24 protein-coding genes are annotated in these 21,160 nt (G+C 42.6%); 19 read left to right on the top strand and 5 right to left on the bottom strand.

What is annotated here, in order from left to right; all coding sequences use genetic code 11:
• The first annotated feature begins 22 nt into the window (after positions 1-22).
• From ACKX2L_RS09305 to ACKX2L_RS09255, 11 genes are all read left to right on the top strand, one after another.
• Complete coding sequence (locus tag ACKX2L_RS09305; RefSeq protein WP_497553139.1) at positions 23-841, top strand: HAD family hydrolase; 819 nt, start codon at positions 23-25, stop codon at positions 839-841.
• Between the two features lie 113 nt (positions 842-954).
• Complete coding sequence (locus ACKX2L_RS09300) at positions 955-2,505, top strand: alpha-amylase family glycosyl hydrolase (RefSeq protein ID WP_497553138.1); 1,551 nt, start codon at positions 955-957, stop codon at positions 2,503-2,505.
• Positions 2,506-3,215: 710 nt separating this feature from the next.
• Positions 3,216-3,707, top strand: a complete 492-nt coding sequence (greA, locus tag ACKX2L_RS09295; protein ID WP_497551528.1) for a transcription elongation factor GreA — start codon at positions 3,216-3,218, stop codon at positions 3,705-3,707.
• Between the two features lies 1 nt (position 3,708).
• A complete protein-coding gene (gene lysS / locus ACKX2L_RS09290; RefSeq protein ID WP_497553137.1) occupies positions 3,709-5,739 on the top strand; it encodes a lysine--tRNA ligase in 2,031 nt (676 codons plus the stop codon).
• A 298-nt stretch (positions 5,740-6,037) separates the two neighbouring features.
• Positions 6,038-6,454 carry an IS200/IS605 family transposase gene (tnpA, locus tag ACKX2L_RS09285; RefSeq protein WP_497551530.1) on the top strand — a complete coding sequence of 139 codons (417 nt, stop codon included), beginning with the start codon at positions 6,038-6,040 and terminating at the stop codon, positions 6,452-6,454.
• Positions 6,435-7,574: an RNA-guided endonuclease TnpB family protein gene (locus ACKX2L_RS09280; protein ID WP_497551531.1), complete on the top strand. Its 1,140-nt coding sequence runs from the start codon at positions 6,435-6,437 to the stop codon at positions 7,572-7,574. Before tnpA ends, ACKX2L_RS09280 begins: the two co-directional genes overlap by 20 nt.
• A gap of 179 nt (positions 7,575-7,753) precedes the next feature.
• Positions 7,754-8,137, top strand: a complete 384-nt coding sequence (locus ACKX2L_RS09275; protein ID WP_410043424.1) for a winged helix-turn-helix transcriptional regulator — start codon at positions 7,754-7,756, stop codon at positions 8,135-8,137.
• A 144-nt stretch (positions 8,138-8,281) separates the two neighbouring features.
• Complete coding sequence (locus ACKX2L_RS09270) at positions 8,282-8,830, top strand: histidine phosphatase family protein (protein WP_497551532.1); 549 nt, start codon at positions 8,282-8,284, stop codon at positions 8,828-8,830.
• Between the two features lie 365 nt (positions 8,831-9,195).
• Positions 9,196-9,897 (top strand): PspA/IM30 family protein, encoded by a 702-nt coding sequence (locus ACKX2L_RS09265; RefSeq protein ID WP_497551533.1) that lies wholly within the window; start codon positions 9,196-9,198, stop codon positions 9,895-9,897.
• 96 nt (positions 9,898-9,993) lie between these two features.
• On the top strand, positions 9,994-11,052 hold the full coding sequence (locus tag ACKX2L_RS09260) for a TFIIB-type zinc ribbon-containing protein (RefSeq protein ID WP_497551534.1): 1,059 nt from the start codon (positions 9,994-9,996) through the stop codon (positions 11,050-11,052).
• Positions 11,053-11,066: 14 nt separating this feature from the next.
• The gene (locus ACKX2L_RS09255) at positions 11,067-12,065 is read left to right on the top strand and encodes an SPFH domain-containing protein (RefSeq protein WP_497551535.1); all 999 of its coding nucleotides are present in this window, start codon (positions 11,067-11,069) and stop codon (positions 12,063-12,065) included.
• Positions 12,066-12,235: 170 nt separating this feature from the next.
• On the opposite strand, the gene ACKX2L_RS09250 is transcribed toward ACKX2L_RS09255, so the two are convergent.
• On the bottom strand, positions 12,236-12,493 hold the full coding sequence (locus ACKX2L_RS09250) for a hypothetical protein (RefSeq protein WP_497553136.1): 258 nt from the start codon (positions 12,491-12,493) through the stop codon (positions 12,236-12,238).
• Positions 12,494-13,050: 557 nt separating this feature from the next.
• Here ACKX2L_RS09250 and ACKX2L_RS09245 point away from each other — a divergent pair.
• Both ACKX2L_RS09245 and ACKX2L_RS09240 read left to right on the top strand, forming a co-directional pair.
• Positions 13,051-13,416, top strand: a complete 366-nt coding sequence (locus ACKX2L_RS09245; RefSeq protein ID WP_497551537.1) for a type II toxin-antitoxin system RelE/ParE family toxin — start codon at positions 13,051-13,053, stop codon at positions 13,414-13,416.
• Positions 13,406-13,696, top strand: coding sequence for a helix-turn-helix domain-containing protein (locus tag ACKX2L_RS09240; RefSeq protein ID WP_497551538.1), 291 nt, complete (start codon positions 13,406-13,408; stop codon positions 13,694-13,696). Before ACKX2L_RS09245 ends, ACKX2L_RS09240 begins: the two co-directional genes overlap by 11 nt.
• Before the next feature lie 70 nt (positions 13,697-13,766).
• On the opposite strand, the gene ACKX2L_RS09235 is transcribed toward ACKX2L_RS09240, so the two are convergent.
• Positions 13,767-14,645 carry a LysR family transcriptional regulator gene (locus tag ACKX2L_RS09235; protein WP_497551539.1) on the bottom strand — a complete coding sequence of 293 codons (879 nt, stop codon included), beginning with the start codon at positions 14,643-14,645 and terminating at the stop codon, positions 13,767-13,769.
• A 121-nt stretch (positions 14,646-14,766) separates the two neighbouring features.
• Here ACKX2L_RS09235 and ACKX2L_RS09230 point away from each other — a divergent pair, with 121 nt between their 5' ends.
• The 4 genes from ACKX2L_RS09230 (at position 14,767) to ACKX2L_RS09215 (ending at position 17,518) form a co-directional block, all read left to right on the top strand.
• Positions 14,767-14,982, top strand: coding sequence for a hypothetical protein (locus tag ACKX2L_RS09230; RefSeq protein WP_497551540.1), 216 nt, complete (start codon positions 14,767-14,769; stop codon positions 14,980-14,982).
• A gap of 20 nt (positions 14,983-15,002) precedes the next feature.
• Positions 15,003-16,004 carry an alpha/beta hydrolase gene (locus tag ACKX2L_RS09225; RefSeq protein ID WP_497551541.1) on the top strand — a complete coding sequence of 334 codons (1,002 nt, stop codon included), beginning with the start codon at positions 15,003-15,005 and terminating at the stop codon, positions 16,002-16,004.
• The gene (locus ACKX2L_RS09220; RefSeq protein WP_497551542.1) at positions 16,004-16,309 is read left to right on the top strand and encodes a hypothetical protein; all 306 of its coding nucleotides are present in this window, start codon (positions 16,004-16,006) and stop codon (positions 16,307-16,309) included. Before ACKX2L_RS09225 ends, ACKX2L_RS09220 begins: the two co-directional genes overlap by 1 nt.
• Before the next feature lie 81 nt (positions 16,310-16,390).
• On the top strand, positions 16,391-17,518 hold the full coding sequence (locus tag ACKX2L_RS09215; RefSeq protein WP_497553135.1) for an RNA-guided endonuclease TnpB family protein: 1,128 nt from the start codon (positions 16,391-16,393) through the stop codon (positions 17,516-17,518).
• A gap of 320 nt (positions 17,519-17,838) precedes the next feature.
• On the opposite strand, the gene ACKX2L_RS09210 is transcribed toward ACKX2L_RS09215, so the two are convergent.
• Positions 17,839-18,273: a DUF3021 domain-containing protein gene (locus ACKX2L_RS09210; RefSeq protein ID WP_497552082.1), complete on the bottom strand. Its 435-nt coding sequence runs from the start codon at positions 18,271-18,273 to the stop codon at positions 17,839-17,841.
• 12 nt (positions 18,274-18,285) lie between these two features.
• On the bottom strand, positions 18,286-18,723 hold the full coding sequence (locus ACKX2L_RS09205) for a LytTR family DNA-binding domain-containing protein (protein WP_279198561.1): 438 nt from the start codon (positions 18,721-18,723) through the stop codon (positions 18,286-18,288).
• Between the two features lie 334 nt (positions 18,724-19,057).
• Between ACKX2L_RS09205 and ACKX2L_RS09200 the strand changes: the two genes are divergently transcribed.
• Positions 19,058-20,218, top strand: a complete 1,161-nt coding sequence (locus ACKX2L_RS09200) for an ImmA/IrrE family metallo-endopeptidase (RefSeq protein WP_497552081.1) — start codon at positions 19,058-19,060, stop codon at positions 20,216-20,218.
• Complete coding sequence (locus tag ACKX2L_RS09195) at positions 20,218-20,739, top strand: DUF4411 family protein (protein WP_497552080.1); 522 nt, start codon at positions 20,218-20,220, stop codon at positions 20,737-20,739. Before ACKX2L_RS09200 ends, ACKX2L_RS09195 begins: the two co-directional genes overlap by 1 nt.
• A gap of 115 nt (positions 20,740-20,854) precedes the next feature.
• Here ACKX2L_RS09195 and ACKX2L_RS09190 read toward each other — a convergent pair whose 3' ends face one another.
• Positions 20,855-21,073 carry a hypothetical protein gene (locus ACKX2L_RS09190; protein ID WP_497553134.1) on the bottom strand — a complete coding sequence of 73 codons (219 nt, stop codon included), beginning with the start codon at positions 21,071-21,073 and terminating at the stop codon, positions 20,855-20,857.
• Positions 21,074-21,160: the final 87 nt, after the last annotated feature.

Genomic DNA, 21,160 nt, shown 5'->3' with positions numbered 1-21,160 from the left:
TAGGGACAGAGAAAGAGAATCAATGACTTACGAGAATGTCATCTTTGATTTTTATGGAACTTTAGTGGACATCGAAACCGATGAAGAAGATCCGAAACTCTGGAAAGAGATGGCAGATCTCTACGGTGTCTACGGGGCCGTCTATCAGCCGAAGGACTTGTATCAGAAATATCATGAGCTGGTCGAAGACGAGACAGAGCGGCTTCGACTGGCCTTGTCAAGCTCTTTCGAAGAAAAGGAGCTCCTGCCGGAAATCGATTTGAAACGAGTCTTCGTAAGGCTCTTAAGAGAGGCCCCGAAATATAGACCATCTTCTTATCGGATTCATGCAAGACACACAGAGGAAGAATTGTTATCTTCCGATTGGGTTGATCTCATGGCGAACACCTTCCGGATCCTTTCCAGGAAAAGGTTTTCTACTTATACCAACACGATACAGGTTTTGGAAACTTTGAAGGAAAATGGAATCCGGGTCTACCTTTTGTCCAATGCCCAGGGAGTATTCACGAGGGCTGAGATCGAGGCAGAGGAGCTGACGGGATATTTCGATGATATCTTCATCTCCAGCGAATGGAGGCTGCGGAAGCCTTCGCGGTATTTTATGGAGGCCTTACTGAAAAAGCATGGTCTCTCCGTGGAGAAATCGGTAATGGTCGGGAATGACTTCCGGTCGGATATGCAGATCGCCGGGAAGGTCGGGATGGATGCGATCTACCTCAATACCTTTCATTTTTCGGAGGAGCGCCTGCAGAAGGAGAAGGAGATCCTGCAATTGCAGTATGGGAGAAGTCCGGTCATTTATCCGGACGGGGATATCGGGCATGTCCTTGAGAGGATGTGACTGCCTGGATTGGTTCGCTGAAAAGAAAGACGGGTTTTATGGCAGATGAAACTGCCGGGAAATATGCAGATGGAAGGATCGGTTTATATTTAGAAAGGATAAGAGTGATATAGATGCCAAAATGGCTGAAAGATGCGGTGTTTTATGAGATCTATCCGCAGAGCTTTTATGATTCGAATGGCGACGGAATCGGGGATCTGAATGGTATTATAGAAAAACTCGATTATGTGAAAGGGCTGGGCTGCAATGCCCTGTGGCTGAATCCCTTTTATGATTCGCCTTTCCGGGATGCCGGTTATGATGTCAGGGATTATAAGAAGGTTGCCCCGCGCTATGGGACCAATGAGGATGCGAAAAGGCTGTTCGAGGAAGCCCATAAAAGAGGCATACACATCCTGATCGATCTCGTGCCGGGTCATACTTCAGATGAACACGAATGGTTTCGGGAGTCGAAAAAGGCCGAAAAGAACCCCTATTCCGATCGCTATGTCTGGACCAATGGTGCTTTCTCCGGTATTGAAGGACATCCCTATATCGCGGGTGCGAGTGAGCGGGACGGATGCTATATGTTGAATTTCTTCGCTTTCCAGCCGGCTTTGAATTATGGATTTGGCAAGGTTACGAAGGATTGGCAGAAGAGCTGGGATGATCCCGCGTGTCAGAAGACTAGAGAGGCCATGAAGGATGTCATGCGCTTCTGGCTGGATCTGGGCTGTGACGGGTTCCGATGCGATATGGCAGATTCGCTGGTCAAGGATGACGATGATTTCGATAAGGAGCATGTCGCCATGATCTGGCGGGATGTCCGGGCAATGCTGGATCGGGATTATCCTGAGGCGGCCCTGGTTTCCGAATGGTCGAATCCGAGGCAGGCCATCGTGAAGGGCGGCTTCCATATGGATTTCTATCTGGACCACTGGAACAATGGCTATAACAGCCTGGTTCGTGATTATGAACCGCATCCAAAGGAAGACCGAAGCTATTTTAAGAAGGATGCCGGTGGTGACATCAATCGTTTTCTGGATGACTACATTAATAAATATAACAGCAGCCGCGATAAGGGATATATCAGTTTCCTGACATCTAATCATGATACGCCTCGGCCGAAACGAACGCTGACCGATGAAGAACTGAAGCTCTTCTATGCTTTTGTTCTGACTATGCCGGGGGTTCCCTTCCTCTATTATGGAGATGAGATTGGAATGCGGTATCTGAATCTGCCAAGCAAAGAAGGAGGTTTCCAGAGAACCGGAAGCCGGACGCCCATGCAATGGGATGACAGCAGGAATAAGGGATTTTCTACGGCAGATCCCGAAAAGCTTTATCTCCCGGTGGATGATGCAGAGGGTGCGCCATCCGTTCAGGCCATGGAGGGGAAAGCCGATTCTCTTCTGGAAACGACAAGGAGCCTGATCAAGCTTCGCCATGAGGAAGAAGACCTGCAGGCTGATGCAGCCTTCCGGCCTCTGTATTCCAGAAAAGGGCAGCCCTATATTTATCAAAGAGGAGATCTGATCCTGGCCATCAATCCGGACGGGGAGAAAAAGGAAGTCATTATTCCGGAAGTGGAAGGACGAAAGATTCGATTCTCGATTCACGAGGTTGGTCTTAAGGGTGCTTGTCTTACGATGGGGAGCCAGAGCTTTGCGGTATTGAAAGGATGATTCCGGGGAGAATAATTTGTTATGGAAGGAATCATTCCGGGGAGAATGAGTTATTGAATATAAAGGATGATTCCGGGGAGAATAATTTGTTATGGAAGGAATCATTTCGGGGAGAATGAGTTATTGAAGATAAAGGATGATTCCAGGGAGAATAATCTGCTGTGGAAGGAATCATTTCGGGGAGAATGAGTTATTGAATATAAGGGATGATTCCGGGGAGAAAAATCTATGATGGAAGGAATCATTCCGGGGAGAATGAGTTATTGAATATAAGGGATGATTCCGGGGAGAATAATCTGTTATGGAAGGAATCATTCCGGGGAGAGTGAGTGATTGAATATAAGGGATGATTCGGGGAGAGTAATCTGTTATGGAAGGAATCATTCCGGGGAGACGGAGTTATTGAACATAGGGAGTTAAGGAGTTATGGAATTTATTGCATGAGGCTTCCGGATCGGGGAACCGGAAGATAGATCGATTGGAATCTTATTCTGCATTGGGGGCAGGCCTGCGATATCGAAGGGAAGGTCATTTTCCGCTATCGCAGGTCTGCCATTTTCTGATTTCAGAGCGGCTCTTGACAAGCAAGACGGCCACACCCTATAATATTTAATCGCGAGCGTAGACTTATAGAACAAGGAAATACTTATGAGACGGCGAATCATCGCTGTTTTCGATGATATGAAGCAGAGAAAGAAAGGGTTTTGATCATGGAAGCTAAGAAAAATATCATGACAGCAGAAAAAAAGAAAATGCTGGAAGATGAGTATTATGATATTAAAAACGTTCGGATGAAGGAAAACTCCGAGAAGATCAAAGAGGCACGTGCCCAGGGCGACCTTTCCGAGAACGCAGAGTACGATGCAGCGAAGGACGAGCAGGCTGAGCTGGCAGGACGTATGGCTGAGATCGAGGCAATCCTTAAGAATGCCGAGGTCGTTGACCTTTCTGAACTGGATACGGATTCCATCAACATGGGTTCTACCGTGAAGATCTTGGATATCGAAGAAGACGAGGAGATGACCTATCGTCTGACCGGTTCTCTGGAAGCCAATTCCGAAGAAGGAACCCTTTCCATCGATTCTCCTCTGGGTGCGGCCCTGATGAAGGCCAAGACAGGGGATATCGTGACAGTAGAAGCACCGGTCGGTGAGCTGAAGTTCAAGGTTCTGGATTTCCAGCCTGGTAATTTAGGAGAGTGACATGGCAAAGAATAATAATGGACAGACACAGGACGTAAACCAGCTTCTGAAGATCCGCCGAGAGAAACTTGCGAACCTGCAGGCAGAGGGCAAGGATCCTTTCCAGATCACCAAGTACGATCAGACCCACCATACCAGTGATATTCGGGAAAATTTCGACCAGCTCGAAATCGTCCCGGAAGTTGATGCGGAAGGGAAGAGCATCATTCCCGAACTTTCCGAGATCCCGTCAGAAAAGGTCGTTTCCCTGGCCGGCCGGATCATGTTCAAGCGTGTCATGGGTAAGGCAAGCTTTATTAATATTCGTGATTTGAAGGGTGACATGCAGATCTATGTCTCCCGCAATGATCTTGGTGATGATGCCTATGCGGATTTCAAGAAGTATGATGTTGGCGATATCGTTGGCGTCAAGGGATTTGCTTTCCGCACCAGGACCGGTGAGATCACCGTTCATGCCAAGGAACTGACCCTTCTTTCCAAGAGCCTGCAGATCCTTCCGGAGAAATTCCACGGACTTCAGGATACCGATACCCGCTATCGTCAGAGATATCTGGACCTCATTATGAATCAGGATTCCAGAGAGGTCTTCATTAAGCGGTCGAAGATCATAAAGGAGATTCGTGATTTCCTGGATCAGCGTGGATTCATGGAAGTCGAGACTCCGATTCTGGTACATAATGCCGGCGGCGCAAACGCCCGTCCCTTTAATACTCACTACAATTCCTTGAATGAAGATGTCAAGCTTCGGATCTCTCTGGAACTTTATCTGAAGCGTCTGATCGTCGGTGGACTGGAGCGTGTCTTCGAGATCGGACGAGTTTTCCGGAATGAAGGCGTTGATACCAAGCACAATCCGGAATTTACCCTGATGGAGCTCTATCAGGCATATACGGATTATAACGGCATGATGGAACTAACCGAATCTCTCTTCCGTGACCTGGCAGAGAAGATCTGTGGCGGCACCACCATCTGGTACGGAGATGAGGAAACAGGTCATGAAATTGACCTCGGTAAGCCTTTCCGCCGCCTGACTATGGTGGAAGCCATCAAGGAAGAGACCGGGATCGACTTCGATCAGGTAGGAAGCGATGAGGAAGCCAAGAAACTCGCTGATGAAAAGGGCATTGCCTATGAAGCCCGCCATAAGAAGGGTGATATCGTCAATCTCTTCTTCGATGAGTTCTGCGAAGATAAAATGATCCAGCCGACCTTCATTATGGACCATCCGATCGAAATCAGCCCGCTGACCAAGAAGAAGCCGTCGGATCCGTCAAAGGTAGAGCGTTTTGAACTCTATATCAATGGCTGGGAAATGTGTAATGCCTACTCAGAGCTCAATGATCCGATCGATCAGAGAGAGCGTTTCTTAGAGCAAGATGCCAATGCGGCAGCCGGCGATGAGGAAGCAGATCACGCAGATGAAGACTTCCTGACCGCTATGGAATATGGTATGCCCCCGACAGGAGGTATCGGATACGGAATTGACCGTCTCTGCATGTTGCTGACGAACAGTCAGGCCATCCGGGATGTACTGTTGTTCCCGACAATGAAGACCCTCAAAGATGGAAATGAAGAAACATCCGGAGATGAGAATACGGAAGAACATGAGACTTCTAATGAGAATGGCTTCTTCACTCCAAATGAGAAAATTGATTTCTCGAATGTGAAGATCGAGCCAATGTTTGAAGAAGAAGTGGATTTTGATACCTTCTCTAAGTCCGATTTCCGTGCAGTGAAGGTAAAGGCTTGCGAGGCAGTAAAGAAGTCCAAGAAGCTCCTTCAGTTCACTCTGGATGATGGAACAGGCAAAGACCGGATTATTCTTTCCGGTATCCATGCTTACTATGAGCCGGAAGAACTGGTCGGAAAGACATTGATCGCCATCACCAATCTCCCGCCGAGGAAGATGATGGGCATCGATTCCTGTGGCATGCTGCTTTCCGCAGTCAATAATAAGAAGGACAGCGATGAAGAAGAGCTTCATCTTTTGATGGTCGATAACCATATCCCGGCAGGAGCAAAGCTGTATTGATCCGGGGAAAATCATAGGGAAAAAACTTTTAAGGCACTCCTTTTCAGAATCAATCTGAGAGGGGGTGCTTTTTTTGTGCAGACAGCAGGAAAAGAGGCCGAAAGGTCTTTTTGTGCCCCGGGTTTTGAAAGGAACTCGGGACACCTGAGTTTAACACGCCGTGAGCAAGAAATCCCCCACTTCTATAAGTGGCGGGATGAATTGCGATAAATACGGCGTTTTTGACTTTTGTATCTTGCTATGTTACGATCTAATTATAAATAGGTCAGTCGTACTTATTATAAAGGTTATAAATACAATGCAATTAGACACAAATAATCATTCGGTATTCATGCTGCACTATCATCTTATCATGTGCGTCAAATATCGAAACAAGGTAATCGATGACGAGATTTCTATACGTCTGAAAGAAATATTTGTGAGGATCGCTCCTACATATAACATAACATTGGAAGAATGGAATCATGATGTCGATCATGTTCATATTCTTTTTAGAGGACAGCCAAATACAGAGATCAGTAAATTTATCAATGCCTATAAATCTGCAAGCAGCCGTATCATAAAGAAAGAGTTTCCTATGATACGTAAATCCCTTTGGAAAGAGATGTTTTGGTCACAAAGTTTTTGTCTGCTGACTACAGGAGGAGCTACTGTAGACATTATCAGGCAATACATTCAATCTCAGGGTAAGAAAGATGGCAAACAGGGCAATTAAGTATCGGATCTATCCGACAACGGAACAAAAGATCATGTTTGCAAAAACCTTTGGCTGTTGCCGTAAGGTTTATAATCTTATGCTCAACGATAAGTTGGAAGGCTATAAAGCGACTGGTAAATTTCCAACGGTTACCCCGGCAAAGTATAAGAAAGATTATCCATATCTCAAGGAAGTGGATAGTCTTGCCCTTGCCAATAAGCAGCTGGATCTGCAGGCAGCTTTTCGCAATGCTTTTAGCAAAACCCGTAAGAAGAAAAATGCTTTTCCAAAGTTCAAATCCAAAAAACACAGCCGAAAATCTTATACGACAAACAACCAGAAAGGTACGGTTGCGATTATAGACAACAGGTATATCAAACTTCCAAAGGTTGGTAAAATCAAAGCTGTGATCCATCGTATTCCTGATAGCAGATGGATCATAAAATCTGCTACGGTTTCCCAGGAATCAGATGGAAAATTCTATACTTCTGTTCTTTTTGAATTTGAGCTGGTCGAAAACGATTATATAGCCGACAAAACAAATGCGATCGGACTTGATTATGCGTCAGATGGCTTATATGTAGACAACAATGGTATTATCGGCTCAAACCACAAATACTATCGTGAAAGTCAAAGAAAGCTGGCAAAGGAACAGCGTAAGCTATCACGAAAAGCAGGTTCTAAAAAGAATGAGATAAAGTCGAATAATTATCTCAAACAACTCCGTAAAGTGAATAAGGTTCACAGACATATTGCTAATCAGCGGCTGGATCATCTACACAAAATATCTACTAAGATAGCCAATCAGTATGATATTGTTTGTGTGGAAACATTGAATATGCGATCTATGGCAAATCATGGGTTCGGTAACGGAAAGGCTACTCTTGACAACGGATACGGTATGTTTCTTTCAATGCTTGAATACAAGCTGTCTGATAGAAATAAGTATCTAGTCAAAGTAGATAAGTGGTTTCCTTCCTCGCAGCGATGTCATTGTTGCGGTAAGATCCATCCGGAGATGAAAAGTTTGCAGACACGTATCATAAAATGCGATTGCGGACTCACGATGAGCCGTGACCAGAATGCAGCAATCAATATCCTGCATGAAGGATTACGATTACTTGCTGAAACAGCCTAAACGAAAGATATAGTAGGGATGGGATAGCCCGAACTGATACGCCTGTGGACATTGTGTAAGACATTGAGTTACGTATCATCGTAGCCAACGCAGTAGTGGTTGAAGCAGGAAGCTCCGACTTCTATAAGTCGGAGTAGTTCACTCTATCATTATTCCGACAGTGAAGGAGATATGCAGAAATGGAAATAGAACAAATAGAAGAGACGACAAAAAAGCAGGGAAAGGAATTGTTCGGCATCTGTCCTTATGTCACCACGCAGACAGTGCTGCAGGGGAAATGGGCAATTCTAATCCTTTATCAGTTGGAAAATGGTCCAGTGCGCTTCAATGAATTGCTCCGTAGAATTGATATCGCCCAGGGAACACTTTCCAACCAGCTCAAATACCTGGAAAAAGAAGGGATGATCCGCCGCAATGTGTACACGGAAGGCGTACTGCGCGTGGAATATGAGCTGACACCGATCGGAGAGAAATTCAGAACAGTATTGCAGTCGATCGAAAAATGGGGGAATGAATATATCACTTATCTGAAAGCAAAGAATGCATCAACAGATAATGAATAAAGAGTTATGGAGAATAAAAATGTTCATTCTCGATCACATATTCTGATTCTTTGCTGAATGCAGTATATCCGGCTCTTGAAGATTGATCATGAATTCAAGGATTATTCTCATTATTATTTTATTAAGGGAGCCTTAAACACAACTATGGGTAAATTTTACTTCGTCCGGCACGGCCAGACAGTATGGAACGTTGAAAATAAGATCTGCGGCGCAACAGACAGTCCCCTGACAGAGCTGGGGCATAAGCAGGCCAGAGAGACAGGAAGAATCCTGAAGCTGAAGATGGATGCCGGAGAAATCACCATCGATGAAATCCTGACATCACCGCTCAGCCGTGCCTATGACACGGCAAAGGAAATTTCTGTGATGACCGGTGTGCCGATGCGGATCGAGCAAAGGCTCATTGAACAGAATTTCGGCAAATGGGAGGGAACCGCCCGAGACGGAAAAGAGTTTGCCAGAGCAAAGCAGAACTTCTGTGACAGCTTTGACGGCGGCGAATCCATGATGCGAATGGCACAGCGCATCTACAATCTGATCGATGATCTGAAAAGGGATCCGGAGAAGACATATCTGCTCGTTGCACACAACGGCATTTCCAGAATTATCGAGTCATATTTTCATGACATGACGAACGAGGAGTTCGCTTCATTCGGTATCCGCAATGCGCAAGTGCGGGAATATGATTTCTGATGCCTTTATCCGTTCAGTTGTCTCGAAAATCAGCAGATTGCAGCTAAGTTGTGCAGAATTGAAATGGTGAAAGATTCTTATACCGGCTCTACGTGGCCCGAAGAGGTACTCACTTTTCAGAATCAATCTGAGAGGGGGTGCTTTTTTTCGTGCAGACAGAAAAGAGGCTGAAAAGTCTTTCATTCCTGTTTGAATATAAACCAGATGGCGCAGATGCCTGTCATTGCAATTTGCGGATGCTTATTTATTATAAATGTGTTAACATATTTTTCATGAAGCAGTTCTGTAGTGTGCCGTCAGAACTGTACCATAGTAAAGAGGGTATTTTATAACGGCACGGGGATATCATTGGAGGTAAGAAAAAAATGGGTGGTATTTTAAAAAGATTTGGTGACATCATGTCTGCAAACATCAATTCTCTTTTAGACAAATGTGAAGATCCTGAGAAGATGATCGATCAGTATCTGAGAGATATGCAGGATGATTTTGGTAAGGTGAAAGCAGAAACTGCATCTGTAATGGCAGCAGCAAAATCCGCACGTCGTGAAGCAGATGAGTGCGAGGAGCAGATTGGTGTAATGCAGAATTATGCTGAGAAGGCTCTGGTAGCTGGTAATGAGGCTGATGCAAAGCAGTTCCTCGCAAAGAAGCAGAAGCTCGAAGGTCAGCTTCAGACTCTGAAGGCAGCTGCTGATACTGCAGAACAGAATGCAGATCATATGCGCCAGATGCATGATAAGCTTCAGCATGATATCTCTGAATTAGAAGAACGGAAGTCTGAAATCAAGGCTAAGGTTGCTGCAGCAAAGACCCAGGAACGTATGAATGATCTTACTGAGAAGATTGGTAAGACCGCAGGTGCCGGTGCTGCTGGAAGGTCTGCATTTGATCGTATGGAGAAGAAGGCTGATGAGATGCTTGATGCAGCAAATGCACGTGCAGAACTGAACCAGTCGTCCGCAGAAGAGCAGTCCATCGAAGACCTTGCTAAGAAGTATGATTCCAATGGCTCTGAGAGCAGCGTAGATGATGAACTTGCAGCCATGAAGGCAAAGCTTGGTCTTTAATTTAAAGTTCATAAGGAATCCTTGAAGCGCGCTGTAGATTGTTATGATATCTGCAGTGCGCATTCTAGGTTCTAAATCCAGGTTTAAAGGGGCGTTATGGAAAAGGAAAACTCATACAAGTGCCAGATGTGTGGCGGTAATATGGTATTTGATCCGGTTACACAGACACTGAAATGTGAAAATTGTGGTACGGAGATTCAGATTCAGGACGATGGTTCCGGAATGGTAGAACATCCCCTGGATCACAGAGCACAAAACACTGTAAAAGCATCTGAGAAAACATCCAAGACCATGAAGTGCAGTGGATGTGGTGCTATGATTGAGGTGGAAGCAAATTGTACTTCCCTGGAGTGTCCATATTGTGGTTCTCAATATGTTTTGGCAGACAAGCAGGCTGATGTTGCTTTACCTGATGGCGTAGTTCCATTTGTAGTGGAGAAAAAGGAAGTCGGCAATATTCTACATAAATGGTTAGAGAAGAGATGGCTGGCTCCGTCTTCTCTTAAAAATCTCTTTCAGAGCGGTAAGATGGACGGTATCTACCTTCCCTATTTCACCTTTGATGCAAAGGCAACTGCAAGCTATACCGGTGAAGGTGGCCGTGTGAGAGTTGAACATTATAAAGACTCGGAAGGACATGACCAGACACGTACGCATACCGATTGGTATCCGACCTCTGGTATCCTACATATGAATTTTGATGATATTCTTGTTACAGCATCTGACAGAATGCCGAAGAAGCTATTATCTGCTCTGACATTTGATACCAAGCATGTGAAGCCCTATGATCCAGAGTATCTGTCTGGATTTCGTAGTGAAGTACTTACCAGAGATCTCTCGGATGCACATGAGGAAGCTTCGAATATTATGCAGTCCAGACTGCAGAATGAAGCACATAATGATATTTGCACAAGATATGATGCGGCAAGGAATGTAGTGGTTCATCCAACATATTCTGATGAGACCTATCGACATATACTCATGCCCATCTATTGTGGCTCTTATATCTTTAAGGGCAAGACCTATACGGTTTGTTTGAATGGACAGACAGGAAGCATTAGTGGTGAGTATCCGAAGAGTCCTCTGAAGATTCTGCTTTTGATTCTGCTTGCAATTATTCTTTTTGCTCTGTTATACATGTTTATTAACAATTAACGAAAGGATATTACATGAGCTTATTCAATCAGTTTGCTAACGTAATCGAATGGCAGGAATACCGTGATGATATTCTCTTCTGGAAATGGTCCAATAAAGAGATTAAAAAAGGTTCCCGTCTTATAATTAAGCCCGGCCAGGATGCTATTTTCCTTTATAATGGCCGAGTAGAAGGTATCTTTGAAGATGAAGGCTCTTTTGATATCGAGTCTCAGATCATTCCCTTCCTCTCTACGCTGAAGGGCTTTAAGTTTGGCTTTAATTCTGGTATTCGAGCAGAAGTGCTCTTTATTAATACCAAAGAGATTACCGTAAAGTGGGGCACGAAGAATGCCATTAATATTCCTGCACAGGGACTTCCTGGAGGAATGCCGATTCGTGCATTTGGTACTTTTAATGTAAAGATTGATGATTATCAGATCCTGATTGATAAGATCGCTGGTATTAAGGTTCAGTATACGGTAGATGATGTCAAAGAACGTGTGATGTCCAAGCTGGATCAGCTTCTGATGAAACATATTTCGAAGGAAGGGCAGGATATGTTCCATCTGCAGGCATATGCAGATGATATTGCAAAGGGTATCCGTGAAGACCTTGATATGGATATGCGTAAGATCGGTATCGCTATCACCGATTTCACTGTATCTTCTTTCAATTATCCGGAAGAGATTCAGAAAATGGCAGAGAAGGTTGCTTCTCAGTCGATGATCGGTGGCAATATGGCTACCTATCAGCAGGTTGCGATGACCGATGCTCTAGCTAAGGGAAATGGTGCAGCTGGTTCTACTGCAGCAACTATGATGGGCATGGGCGCCGGCCTTGAAATGGGCCGCCAGATGGTTCAGTCCATGCAGCAGGCCAATCAGGCGAATCAGACCAGCCAGGCTACGGCAGCAAAGTGGGATAACAGCGAGGGGAATCCCGCTGGATCTGCTCCCAAATTCTGCCCTAACTGTGGAACACCTACCAATGGTGCAAAATTCTGCAGCAACTGTGGTACCAAACTAATCTGATGTAACCAAGGGTGTAGATATCTATGGGAAGCATCATAAGGAATGGAACAAGATCGAGGCTAAGCAACTTTAAGCCTCACTTCATAAAGGAAAGGCTTCCAATCATAATCGAATCGCTGATAGACAGATCGCTCCTTGCATATGCAGGGAGCGATTTTTGTGGTACTTTTTCAATTCACGTCTTTTTTCTTTTCTTCTTTCAGTGTAGGATCCTTGGTGAATACCAGGCTCTTTAGAAGTAATCCGATTCCAAGTGCCAATGTACCAAGAATGAGTACCAGCTTAAATGCACTGATGTAAGAAATGTAGAAGTGGATGCTTGCAATTACTGATACGAAAAACAGGATGCAGAGTCCGATAAAGATGGAACGTGTTACCCAGTTATTCTTCACGATTAAGGTAATGAAGGACACGATTAACAGAATCATTAGGATGCCACCTATGGACACCCCATGATAGACATAGAAAAATGAGAAGGAGCTGACATGTACATTCATGAGAAATAGTGCTGCTCCAATAATTGTTAATACTAAGCCTAAGATTGCGTCGCCTAATTGTTTCATAATTTCCTCTCCCTTTGTAAGACTAAGTTACTAGCAAGTAAAATTATAAATTTTATATTTGCAATGTGCAATGAAAATCCCAAGTTCTCCTTAGTCATCTCTGTTACAAATATAGTGTTGTGGTCAAGGGAGCTTTGCTCCGTTTCTTGGAAACCCTTGACATACATCATTTCCACGACTATCAGATACTTAAGGAATCAAAGGACGGTTTTGCCTTGTAATGGATCTTCTCACACCGCATTATATCTTGCTTCAAAAGGAGTCATGCCGTTATCATATGTATGTGGTCTTTCTGATTGTAGGTCACATCTGCAAAGTTATCCATAGCATCATAGAGTTCTTTTTCAATTTTCTGGACAGGAAAGCAAATTGACAAAATGAGATATATCTCATATAATAATATAGACAAATGAGGATCACTTATGGCATTTGAAATTGAGTTTTATAAAACGAAGGACGGCAAGGAGCCGGTTGCGGATTTTTTGGATTCTTTAGATGATAAAATGGCTGCCAAACTTGTTGGTCTCATGGAAGTGCTGGAGGAAAAAGGTACAGAACTCCGGATGCCGTATTCAGAGTATCTGGATGATGGCATTTTTGAACTGCGTTGCAAGCAGGGAAGTAATATAACAAGAGTGCTGTATTTTTTTTACATAGGGAAAAAGATTATTGCTACAAATGGGTTTGTGAAGAAAACACAAAAGACACCACCAAAGGAACTAAAACTAGCAAAGGAAAGACGGGCTGATTGGCTGGAACGCCACAAGGAGGTTCGAGATGACACTTAAGGAATATAAGAATAACAGGATGAAGGATCCCGAGTTTGCGAAAGCATATGAGGAGATGCAGCCGGAAATGAATGTCATCCGTGCCATCATAGATGCGCGTATATCACAGAATATGACGCAGAAGGAACTGGCAGAAAAAACAGGGATTGCGCAAACAGAGATCAGCAGACTTGAGAATGGAACCAGAAATCCATCCATCAAGCTCCTTCAAAGGCTTGCGGATGGAATGGATATGGTTTTGAACATTTCGTTCACGCCCAAAGCGAAGACTTATAGATGATCTATGAAAATCTGAATGTCAGAAATTCTGACATGAAAGTATTCGGCATTTCCCGTCCGGCCTCTTATCATCAGAAATGAAGGAAAGCCCTTTTTATCTGCTCTAGAAACTTACCAGCAATAGGAGTAAAGGTCTGATATTTATTCCATATGAGATATAGTTCTGACTTCAGTTCAGGTGAAAGTGGTCTGAATACCATGTCAGTTCCTTCGGTATTTATCAGATCTTTAAATGTAAGAAGTATTCCAAGGTTTTCCCTTGCAAATACAGAGCCGTTATAGGACAGTCTGAAAGAGCCTTCAAGTTTAAGCTCATTAAATCTGTCTTTAGACCACGCTTTGATCTCATTGTTCCAGCTCTGTTCAGAGACAAATAGAGGTTGTCCTATCAGGTCAGAGACATGGATGGATTTTTTCTTTGCAAGGGGATGAGATGAAGATATGATTGCTCCCCATACATCAGCTTCCGGAAATTTTACATATTCATATTTTTTGCTGTCAGGTGTTTCACATAGTACAGCAAAGTCTAAAATGCCCTTATCAAGCTTTTCAGTAACCTGCTCAGTATCTCCGCTGGTTATATGATAAGTGAAGTTGGGGTATTTTTCTTTTAACTTATAGATCTCTCTGGCAAGATATCTGATCTGATAGCTCTCGGCCAGTCCAAAATAAATATCCCCACCTGTTATATCATCTAGGGAATTAAATTCCTGTTCTATCTTATCTGACATAGCCACAAGATCCTGAGCACGGTCACGCAGGAGCATCCCTTCATCAGTGAGTGAAATACTGAAACTGTGCCTGATAAATAGTTTATTCCCAAGTTCTTCCTCTAATGATTTTAATGTCTTTGAAAGAGTAGGCTGTGATATATGAAGCTGCTCAGCAGCCTTTGACATATTTTCTTCCCTCGCAACTGCAAGAAAATATCTGAGACTTTTTATTTCCATGAAAACCTCCATAAAGTTGCGATGAAAGTGTTATTCCAAAAACGAATATCATGATATTTATTTTATTCATTAGCGAAAATCTGGTCAAGGATCTACTATGAAATCAGAAGGAGCAAAAAAGATGGATACCCAAAAGATTCTTGAAAGCCTTACTGACATGGGCTGTGATGAGAAAGAAATAAGCTTTATGAAAAAGATGTATGAAGAAGGGGATACAGATACGCTTCTTAGAGATCTTAGAAAATGCCGGTGCCATCTGATGGACGAACTTCATGATAGTCAGAAGAAAGTTGATAACATGGATTTTTTGATAAGACAGATCCAAAAAGAAAAGTAATTAAAACGGAGGAATGTAAAATGATCAGAAAAGAAGAACTGAACCTTGTAACGGAATGGGATAAAACCTTTAAGAAAAGTGATAAAGTAGACCACAGCAAAGTTACATTTGTAAACAGATATGGAATCACTCTTGCAGCGGATATGTATGTTCCAAAGAATGCAGATGGTAAGCTCCCTGCAATTGCTGTATGCGGGCCATTCGGTGCAGTTAAAGAGCAGTGCTCAGGTCTTTATGCTCAGACAATGGCAGAGAGAGGATTCTTAACAATAGCATTTGACCCATCATTTACAGGAGAGTCCGGTGGGAACGTAAGATATATGGCATCTCCTGATATCAACACAGAAGATTTCATGGCTGCAGTTGATTTCCTTTCACTTAATGAAAAAGTAGATCCTGACAGGATTGGAATCATCGGTATCTGTGGATGGGGCGGCATGGCTGTAAATACAGCAGCTCTTGATACAAGGATCAAAGCTACAGCTGCAATGACAATGTATGACATGACAAGAGTAAATGCAAAGGGATATTTTGACTCCGAGGACAGCGAGGAAGCAAGGTATCAGAAGAGGGCTGCCATGTGCGCTCAGAGACTTGAAGACCTTAAGGCAGGTGAGTATAAGCTTGGCGGCGGTGTAGTAGATCCACTTCCGGAGGATGCACCTTTCTTTGTGAAAGACTATTATGATTACTACAAGACTGACAGAGGTTATCACAAGAGAAGCCTTAATTCTAATGGTGGCTGGAATGTAATCGGCTGTGAATCCTTTGTTAATCAGCCAATCCTTAAGTACAGCAACGAGATCAGAAGTGCAGTTTTACTTGTTCATGGAGAAAAGGCTCATTCCTGCTATTTCTCAAAGGATGCTTATGCAGATATGATCAAAGACAGCAAGTATGCAGATAATAAAGAACTTATGATAATCCCTGATGCGGTGCATACAGATCTATATGATGGAGGAGATAAGGATTATATTCCATTTGACAAGCTGGAGAGCTTCTTTAAGGAGAATTTAAAGTAATGATAACGGTTGAAGAAATACTGGAATATCTTAATTCGGACAGAGTAGAAGATATGACAGAAGAGATGCATGAATGTTCCATGAGGCAGAGCCAGGCTGCCATAAGGCAGACCATGGAATTAAATACCAAGTATCATACGCCAGAGGAAATCGTCAGTATCATGACTGAACTGACAGGTGAGGAAGTGGATGAAAGCTTGAGATTGTTCCCACCTTTTTATACGGATTTTGGAAGAAACATTCACCAACGCCGCAGGGCAGAAAGCCCCGACTTCTGTAAGTCGGAGGAGGAATGCCCGTTTTAGTGGTGTATTTTCTTTATGCGACGTTGTTCTTCGCCAAAATATATAATATAATAATTTTGGCGAAGAAAGTAGGTATAGTATATGGAGCAGACAATTACAGCAAAACTTCAGATTTTAGTAAATCCTTTTGATAAGCAGATACTCTGCGATACCATGAAGGCTTATTCTGATGCTTGTAATTATGTGTCTGAATACATATACAAAACACATAACCTTAGTCGTTATAGTGTACAGAAAGATACTTACTATCAAGTCCGTGAAATTTATGGTCTCCGTTCTCAGATGGCAGTTTCTTGTGTACGAACAGTTATTGCTAAATACAAGACCATTCTCGAAAATCAGAAAGAGTGGATAAAGCCTGTATTTAGACTTCCTCAATTAGACCTTGTATGGAACAGGGATTATTCGCTTAATACAAAAAACGATATATTTTCTGTTAATACATTGAATGGTCGTATCAAGGTTGCTTTCTATAAAAATGGCTTTGAACAATATTTTTCTGACAACTGTAAGTTTGGCACTGCGAAGCTTGTGAATAAACATAATAAGTTTTATTTGCATATACCTGTAACATACGAAATTACCGAACTTAAAAAATCAGAAGTTTCTAATGTTGTTGGTATAGACCGTGGAATCAGATTTCTGGCTGCAACATATGATAGTAATGGACAATCTGTATTTTATGATGGTAATGTCGTTAAACAAAAACGTGCTCATTATAAGTCTTTGCGTAAGCAGTTACAGCAGGTCGGCACTTCATCATCCCGTAGACGAATGAAAGCTATCGGTCAGCGAGAAAACCGTTGGATGCAGGATGTAAACCATTGTGTATCAAAGGCACTCGTTGAGAATAATCCCGTTGGTACTTTGTTTGTCATTGAAGATTTAAGTGGTATCCGTTCTGCTACTGAAAGAGTTAAGGTGAAAGACCGTTATGTTTCCGTATCATGGTCTTACTATGATTTAGAACAGAAACTATCTTACAAAGCCTTAAAGCATCATCAGCTTGTAGAAAAGGTTAATCCTGCTTATACAAGCCAAACTTGTCCTAGATGTGGTCATACAGAAAAGACTAACCGCAACAAGAAAATGCATTTTTTCTGTTGTAAAAACTGTGGTTATAAATCGAACGATGACCGCATTGGAGCTATGAATCTGCATCGTATGGGAATAGAACTATTAGTACCTGATGCAGTTGCTACGGAGTAAATCTCTGTAGTACAGGTACGTGTCAACGTGCCTACGATGTAACGCCACTTTTAGCAGTAATGCTAAACGACTAAATGTGGGAGGATTTATCCGCTATACCACAGGGCAGTTACAAGCTCCGACCTCAAAGCGATAGCTTAGGTCGGGGTAGTTGACAAGGAGATGTTAAGATAACCATCAGCATGGAAGATAACGCATAATAAGTTTCGCAAAATTCATTTCCAGCCACCGTCGTGCGTCAAGGCTGCTATGAGAGGAATCAAAAAGAGAACACCGGTCATTTCTGACCGATGTTCTCAAAAACTATGTTTTACCACTTCTTACTTCATTGCCTGTATCTTATCATTCATCTTTTTTGCTTCTGCACGATAATATCTCATGAAAAGGAACCAGATAAGAAACGCAACAGCCAGCTGAATCGCCGTAATTATAATTTCCTGACCGATGGTTGCAGCCCCACCTATCCATCCGACTGCATAAGCAACGATTGTATAAATCACGCAGCCAATACCCATGTGTATCAACACTCTAATCGGCATTGGAAGATTTTCCTTCCTGTACACAATGGTCGGAACTCCAAATCCAAGGCCAACCAAAACGCAACCGACAACCATCTTTGTAAACCTGTAATTTTCAAAGCTGAAATTCCCTTTGTATCTTACATCAAATACAATTCCAGCCAGACAGAAAATAGCCATAGCCATTCCAATACTGATTACCGTGCTCTTTGCTAAATCTTTTATTGTCTCTTTCATTGCTTTCGCCTCCTATAATCCAAGATATTTTTTGAACTCCGGCAGATATGTTCTCGAAACGTAATCCTTGCATCCATTCTTCAGCTTCAGCAAAAGTGTTCCGCTGAAGCCCGGCTCAATACTGTCCATATAAGACAGATTGATTAGTGTGGATTTTGATATCTGCATGAACTGTTTTCCTAACTGCTGTCCAATCTCATAGAGCCTTTTCCGTGAACGATATTTTTGTTTTTCACCATAAATAATCGTATCTCCATCCTCTACTCTGACCATGTATATTTCCTTGGGCTGCAGAACGATAATATCCTCTTCATTCTGCAGAGCAGTTATGGGAGTTTCGTTTGTGCTGAATAGATCAAGCATTCGCTGTATCTGATGTGTCACCTTGTCAGTGTAGATCACTGCATATGGTTCTTTATATTCAGCAGAAATATCAACACTTATCTTCATGCCCCGGTTTCCTTTCTCTTTGATGATGCAATCATACAATATATCGAAAGTCCTGTCCTGACATTTGAGGTAAGTGACAAAAAACAAGAGGTGAAATGCATAAGCTTCAGAGATTTCCTTTTACTTAAAAAAGGTAACGATTATCAATCGTGAGTGTTGCGTAATTAGATAGGCGCAATTAGTAGAAGGGGTGTGGAGATCGACGTGAATTGCAAAAGTAAATTCCAGTGTCGCAGTCTAAAAAATGTCCGCACCCCCAATGTCGAAAGATAATGCATTTTACTTCGAATTTTGATATTATAGAACTGACTATACGCGAAAGGAGGTAGAAGCGATGCCAGCAGTAAAAGTTGATATCCAACCGGCAATTATTAATTGGGCAATGTCTCAAATTGATGAAAGTCAATTAGGAATAAAACTATTGAATAATATCAAACAATGGCTTGATGGCACAAAAACTCCTACCTTCAAGCAGATAGAAGATTTTAGTCGAAAGGCTAATATTCCTCTTGGTTATTTCTTCCTACAAACACCTCCAGTTGAGAAAATTAAATTAATCGAATATCGCACAATTGATAGTCGGGAACTTGTCAAGCCGAGCCGGAATTTGATTGATACCATAAACGAAATGGAGCGGGTTCAGGATTGGATGAAAACGTATCGCCAAGATACAGGGTTTGATGTTCTCCCTCTCGTTGGGAGCTTAAAGGGACAGACTGAAGTCAGTACTATTGTAGCTAAGATAAGAAGTGACTTAGATCTGGAAAAGGATTGGTACAATCACGGCAAAAATGCAACTGATTCTTTTAATTATCTTAGGAATCAGTTAGACAAAAGCGGGATCATAGTCATGCTTAATGGAATTGTTGGAAAGAACCCACACCGTGCATTAAGTATTGATGAGTTTAGAGCTTTTGCAATGGTTGATGAATGGGCACCATTAATTTTTATTAATAGCGCTGATTCTCAAGGTGCAAAGCTGTTTTCTTTGATTCATGAGATAGCTCATATATGGCTTGGTGAGGACGATTTATTTAATGATCGTAGAAACAGTCATAACGTAAAACCTTTAGAAGTACTTTGCAATGCCGTTGCAAGCGAATTGTTAGTGCCTTTTGAGCTGTTTATTCATGAATGGAACAATGCGGAAGCGAATGACAAGCAGGAGAAAATTTCTCTATTGGCAAAGACTTTCCGATGCAGTGAAAGTGTGATTGCCAGAAAAGCATTGGACGCAAAAAAAATCAGTAAAAAATTGTATGAGGATATAGTTTCTGAAGCTATTGAAGCATGCAAAGTATTAAAGGAAACTCGACAATCTGGTGGCGGAGACTACTATAACACTGCAAAAACAAGGCTTGATGGGTGCTTTGTTAGAGCGCTATGTGAGAGCGTTGCTTCTGGAAGGACAACATTTACAGAAGCATTTCGATTAACAAATACAAGCAGCAAGACTTTTTCTGAGGTAGCCATGCGTCTTGGAGGTGTCATTTGATGAGTGATCAGGAGATATTCCTTATTGATTCAAATGCATTCATGACGCCGTTTAGGTTTTTTTATGCATTTGATCTTGTTCCAGCGTATTGGAAGGAATTAGAAAAGCATATTAACGCAGGCAGAGTTGTTGTGCTCGATGCAGTTAAGGATGAAATTGAAAAAGGCCAAGATGATTTATCGGATTGGCTTTCTTCTGTAGATAATCTGAAAGTTGTGCCTAAAGTCACTGAGCAAACCGTAAAAGCTTACCAAGAAGTTATGAATTTTGTGGCTAGTTCGGGATACTACAAGGAATCAGCAGTAACGACCTGGGCACCAGCCAATATAGCAGATCCATGGCTTATTGCATCTGCAAAAACAAATGGTTATACTCTCGTTACAGAAGAAGTCAAGTCAGGTGGTTTAAGTAAAAAGACGCCCAACAGCTCAGCAAAAATCCCGGATGTAGCCGAATATCTGGGAGTGAAAACCATCGGTGTTTTCGATATGATGCGGAAATTAGGTATACAAATTAAATAATTCATTACATAGCTGGAGGCTTTCAAAAGCTTTCCGGCTATTTTTATGCCCTTTTCCTGCAGGTGCACATGTGGGGAGAGGGCATTTTTGTATCCATATCTCTATCACATCCGCATTACGCGGCAATCACAAAGAAGGTCGTGTGAAAGAACTTTCGTTTTTTCACACGACCTTCATTTTTATACACAGGGTTGTTTGATGGCTCAGAGGGAAGGGGGAGGGTTAACCATGCTGGATCGCTTGCGATCACAATTTGTGCCCTGGGTTTTGAAAGGAACTCTGGACACCTGAGTTTAATCGTAAGCGATTTATCTAAGGGCGGATTTACCGCCAACAGAAAGCCTCCTAAAATGTGAGATTGTAAGCATTTTACTCTATTCACTTGTGAGGAGGCTGACAATGAGTTCCAGAGCCCAAATCA

Origin of the sequence: Porcibacter vitabionis, assembly GCF_046263795.1 — a bacterium.
GTDB lineage: Bacteria > Bacillota > Clostridia > Lachnospirales > Lachnospiraceae > Lachnocurva.
This window is presented reverse-complemented; position numbering and strand designations above follow the sequence as displayed.

Coding starts and splice junctions, on each gene's coding strand:
- ACKX2L_RS09220 (WP_497551542.1), top strand. CDS start 16,004: ATGATAACGGTTGAAGAAATACTGGAATATCTTAATTCGGACAGAGTA.
- greA (WP_497551528.1), top strand. CDS start 3,216: ATGGAAGCTAAGAAAAATATCATGACAGCAGAAAAAAAGAAAATGCTG.
- ACKX2L_RS09215 (WP_497553135.1), top strand. CDS start 16,391: ATGGAGCAGACAATTACAGCAAAACTTCAGATTTTAGTAAATCCTTTT.
- ACKX2L_RS09250 (WP_497553136.1), bottom strand. CDS start 12,493: ATGATTCTGTTAATCGTGTCCTTCATTACCTTAATCGTGAAGAATAAC.
- ACKX2L_RS09200 (WP_497552081.1), top strand. CDS start 19,058: ATGCCAGCAGTAAAAGTTGATATCCAACCGGCAATTATTAATTGGGCA.
- ACKX2L_RS09240 (WP_497551538.1), top strand. CDS start 13,406: ATGACACTTAAGGAATATAAGAATAACAGGATGAAGGATCCCGAGTTT.
- ACKX2L_RS09300 (WP_497553138.1), top strand. CDS start 955: ATGCCAAAATGGCTGAAAGATGCGGTGTTTTATGAGATCTATCCGCAG.
- tnpA (WP_497551530.1), top strand. CDS start 6,038: ATGCAATTAGACACAAATAATCATTCGGTATTCATGCTGCACTATCAT.
- ACKX2L_RS09305 (WP_497553139.1), top strand. CDS start 23: ATGACTTACGAGAATGTCATCTTTGATTTTTATGGAACTTTAGTGGAC.
- ACKX2L_RS09260 (WP_497551534.1), top strand. CDS start 9,994: ATGGAAAAGGAAAACTCATACAAGTGCCAGATGTGTGGCGGTAATATG.
- ACKX2L_RS09230 (WP_497551540.1), top strand. CDS start 14,767: ATGGATACCCAAAAGATTCTTGAAAGCCTTACTGACATGGGCTGTGAT.
- ACKX2L_RS09265 (WP_497551533.1), top strand. CDS start 9,196: ATGGGTGGTATTTTAAAAAGATTTGGTGACATCATGTCTGCAAACATC.
- ACKX2L_RS09275 (WP_410043424.1), top strand. CDS start 7,754: ATGGAAATAGAACAAATAGAAGAGACGACAAAAAAGCAGGGAAAGGAA.
- ACKX2L_RS09255 (WP_497551535.1), top strand. CDS start 11,067: ATGAGCTTATTCAATCAGTTTGCTAACGTAATCGAATGGCAGGAATAC.
- ACKX2L_RS09225 (WP_497551541.1), top strand. CDS start 15,003: ATGATCAGAAAAGAAGAACTGAACCTTGTAACGGAATGGGATAAAACC.
- ACKX2L_RS09245 (WP_497551537.1), top strand. CDS start 13,051: ATGGCATTTGAAATTGAGTTTTATAAAACGAAGGACGGCAAGGAGCCG.
- ACKX2L_RS09280 (WP_497551531.1), top strand. CDS start 6,435: ATGGCAAACAGGGCAATTAAGTATCGGATCTATCCGACAACGGAACAA.
- ACKX2L_RS09270 (WP_497551532.1), top strand. CDS start 8,282: ATGGGTAAATTTTACTTCGTCCGGCACGGCCAGACAGTATGGAACGTT.
- ACKX2L_RS09205 (WP_279198561.1), bottom strand. CDS start 18,723: ATGAAGATAAGTGTTGATATTTCTGCTGAATATAAAGAACCATATGCA.
- lysS (WP_497553137.1), top strand. CDS start 3,709: ATGGCAAAGAATAATAATGGACAGACACAGGACGTAAACCAGCTTCTG.
- ACKX2L_RS09195 (WP_497552080.1), top strand. CDS start 20,218: ATGAGTGATCAGGAGATATTCCTTATTGATTCAAATGCATTCATGACG.
- ACKX2L_RS09210 (WP_497552082.1), bottom strand. CDS start 18,273: ATGAAAGAGACAATAAAAGATTTAGCAAAGAGCACGGTAATCAGTATT.
- ACKX2L_RS09235 (WP_497551539.1), bottom strand. CDS start 14,645: ATGGAAATAAAAAGTCTCAGATATTTTCTTGCAGTTGCGAGGGAAGAA.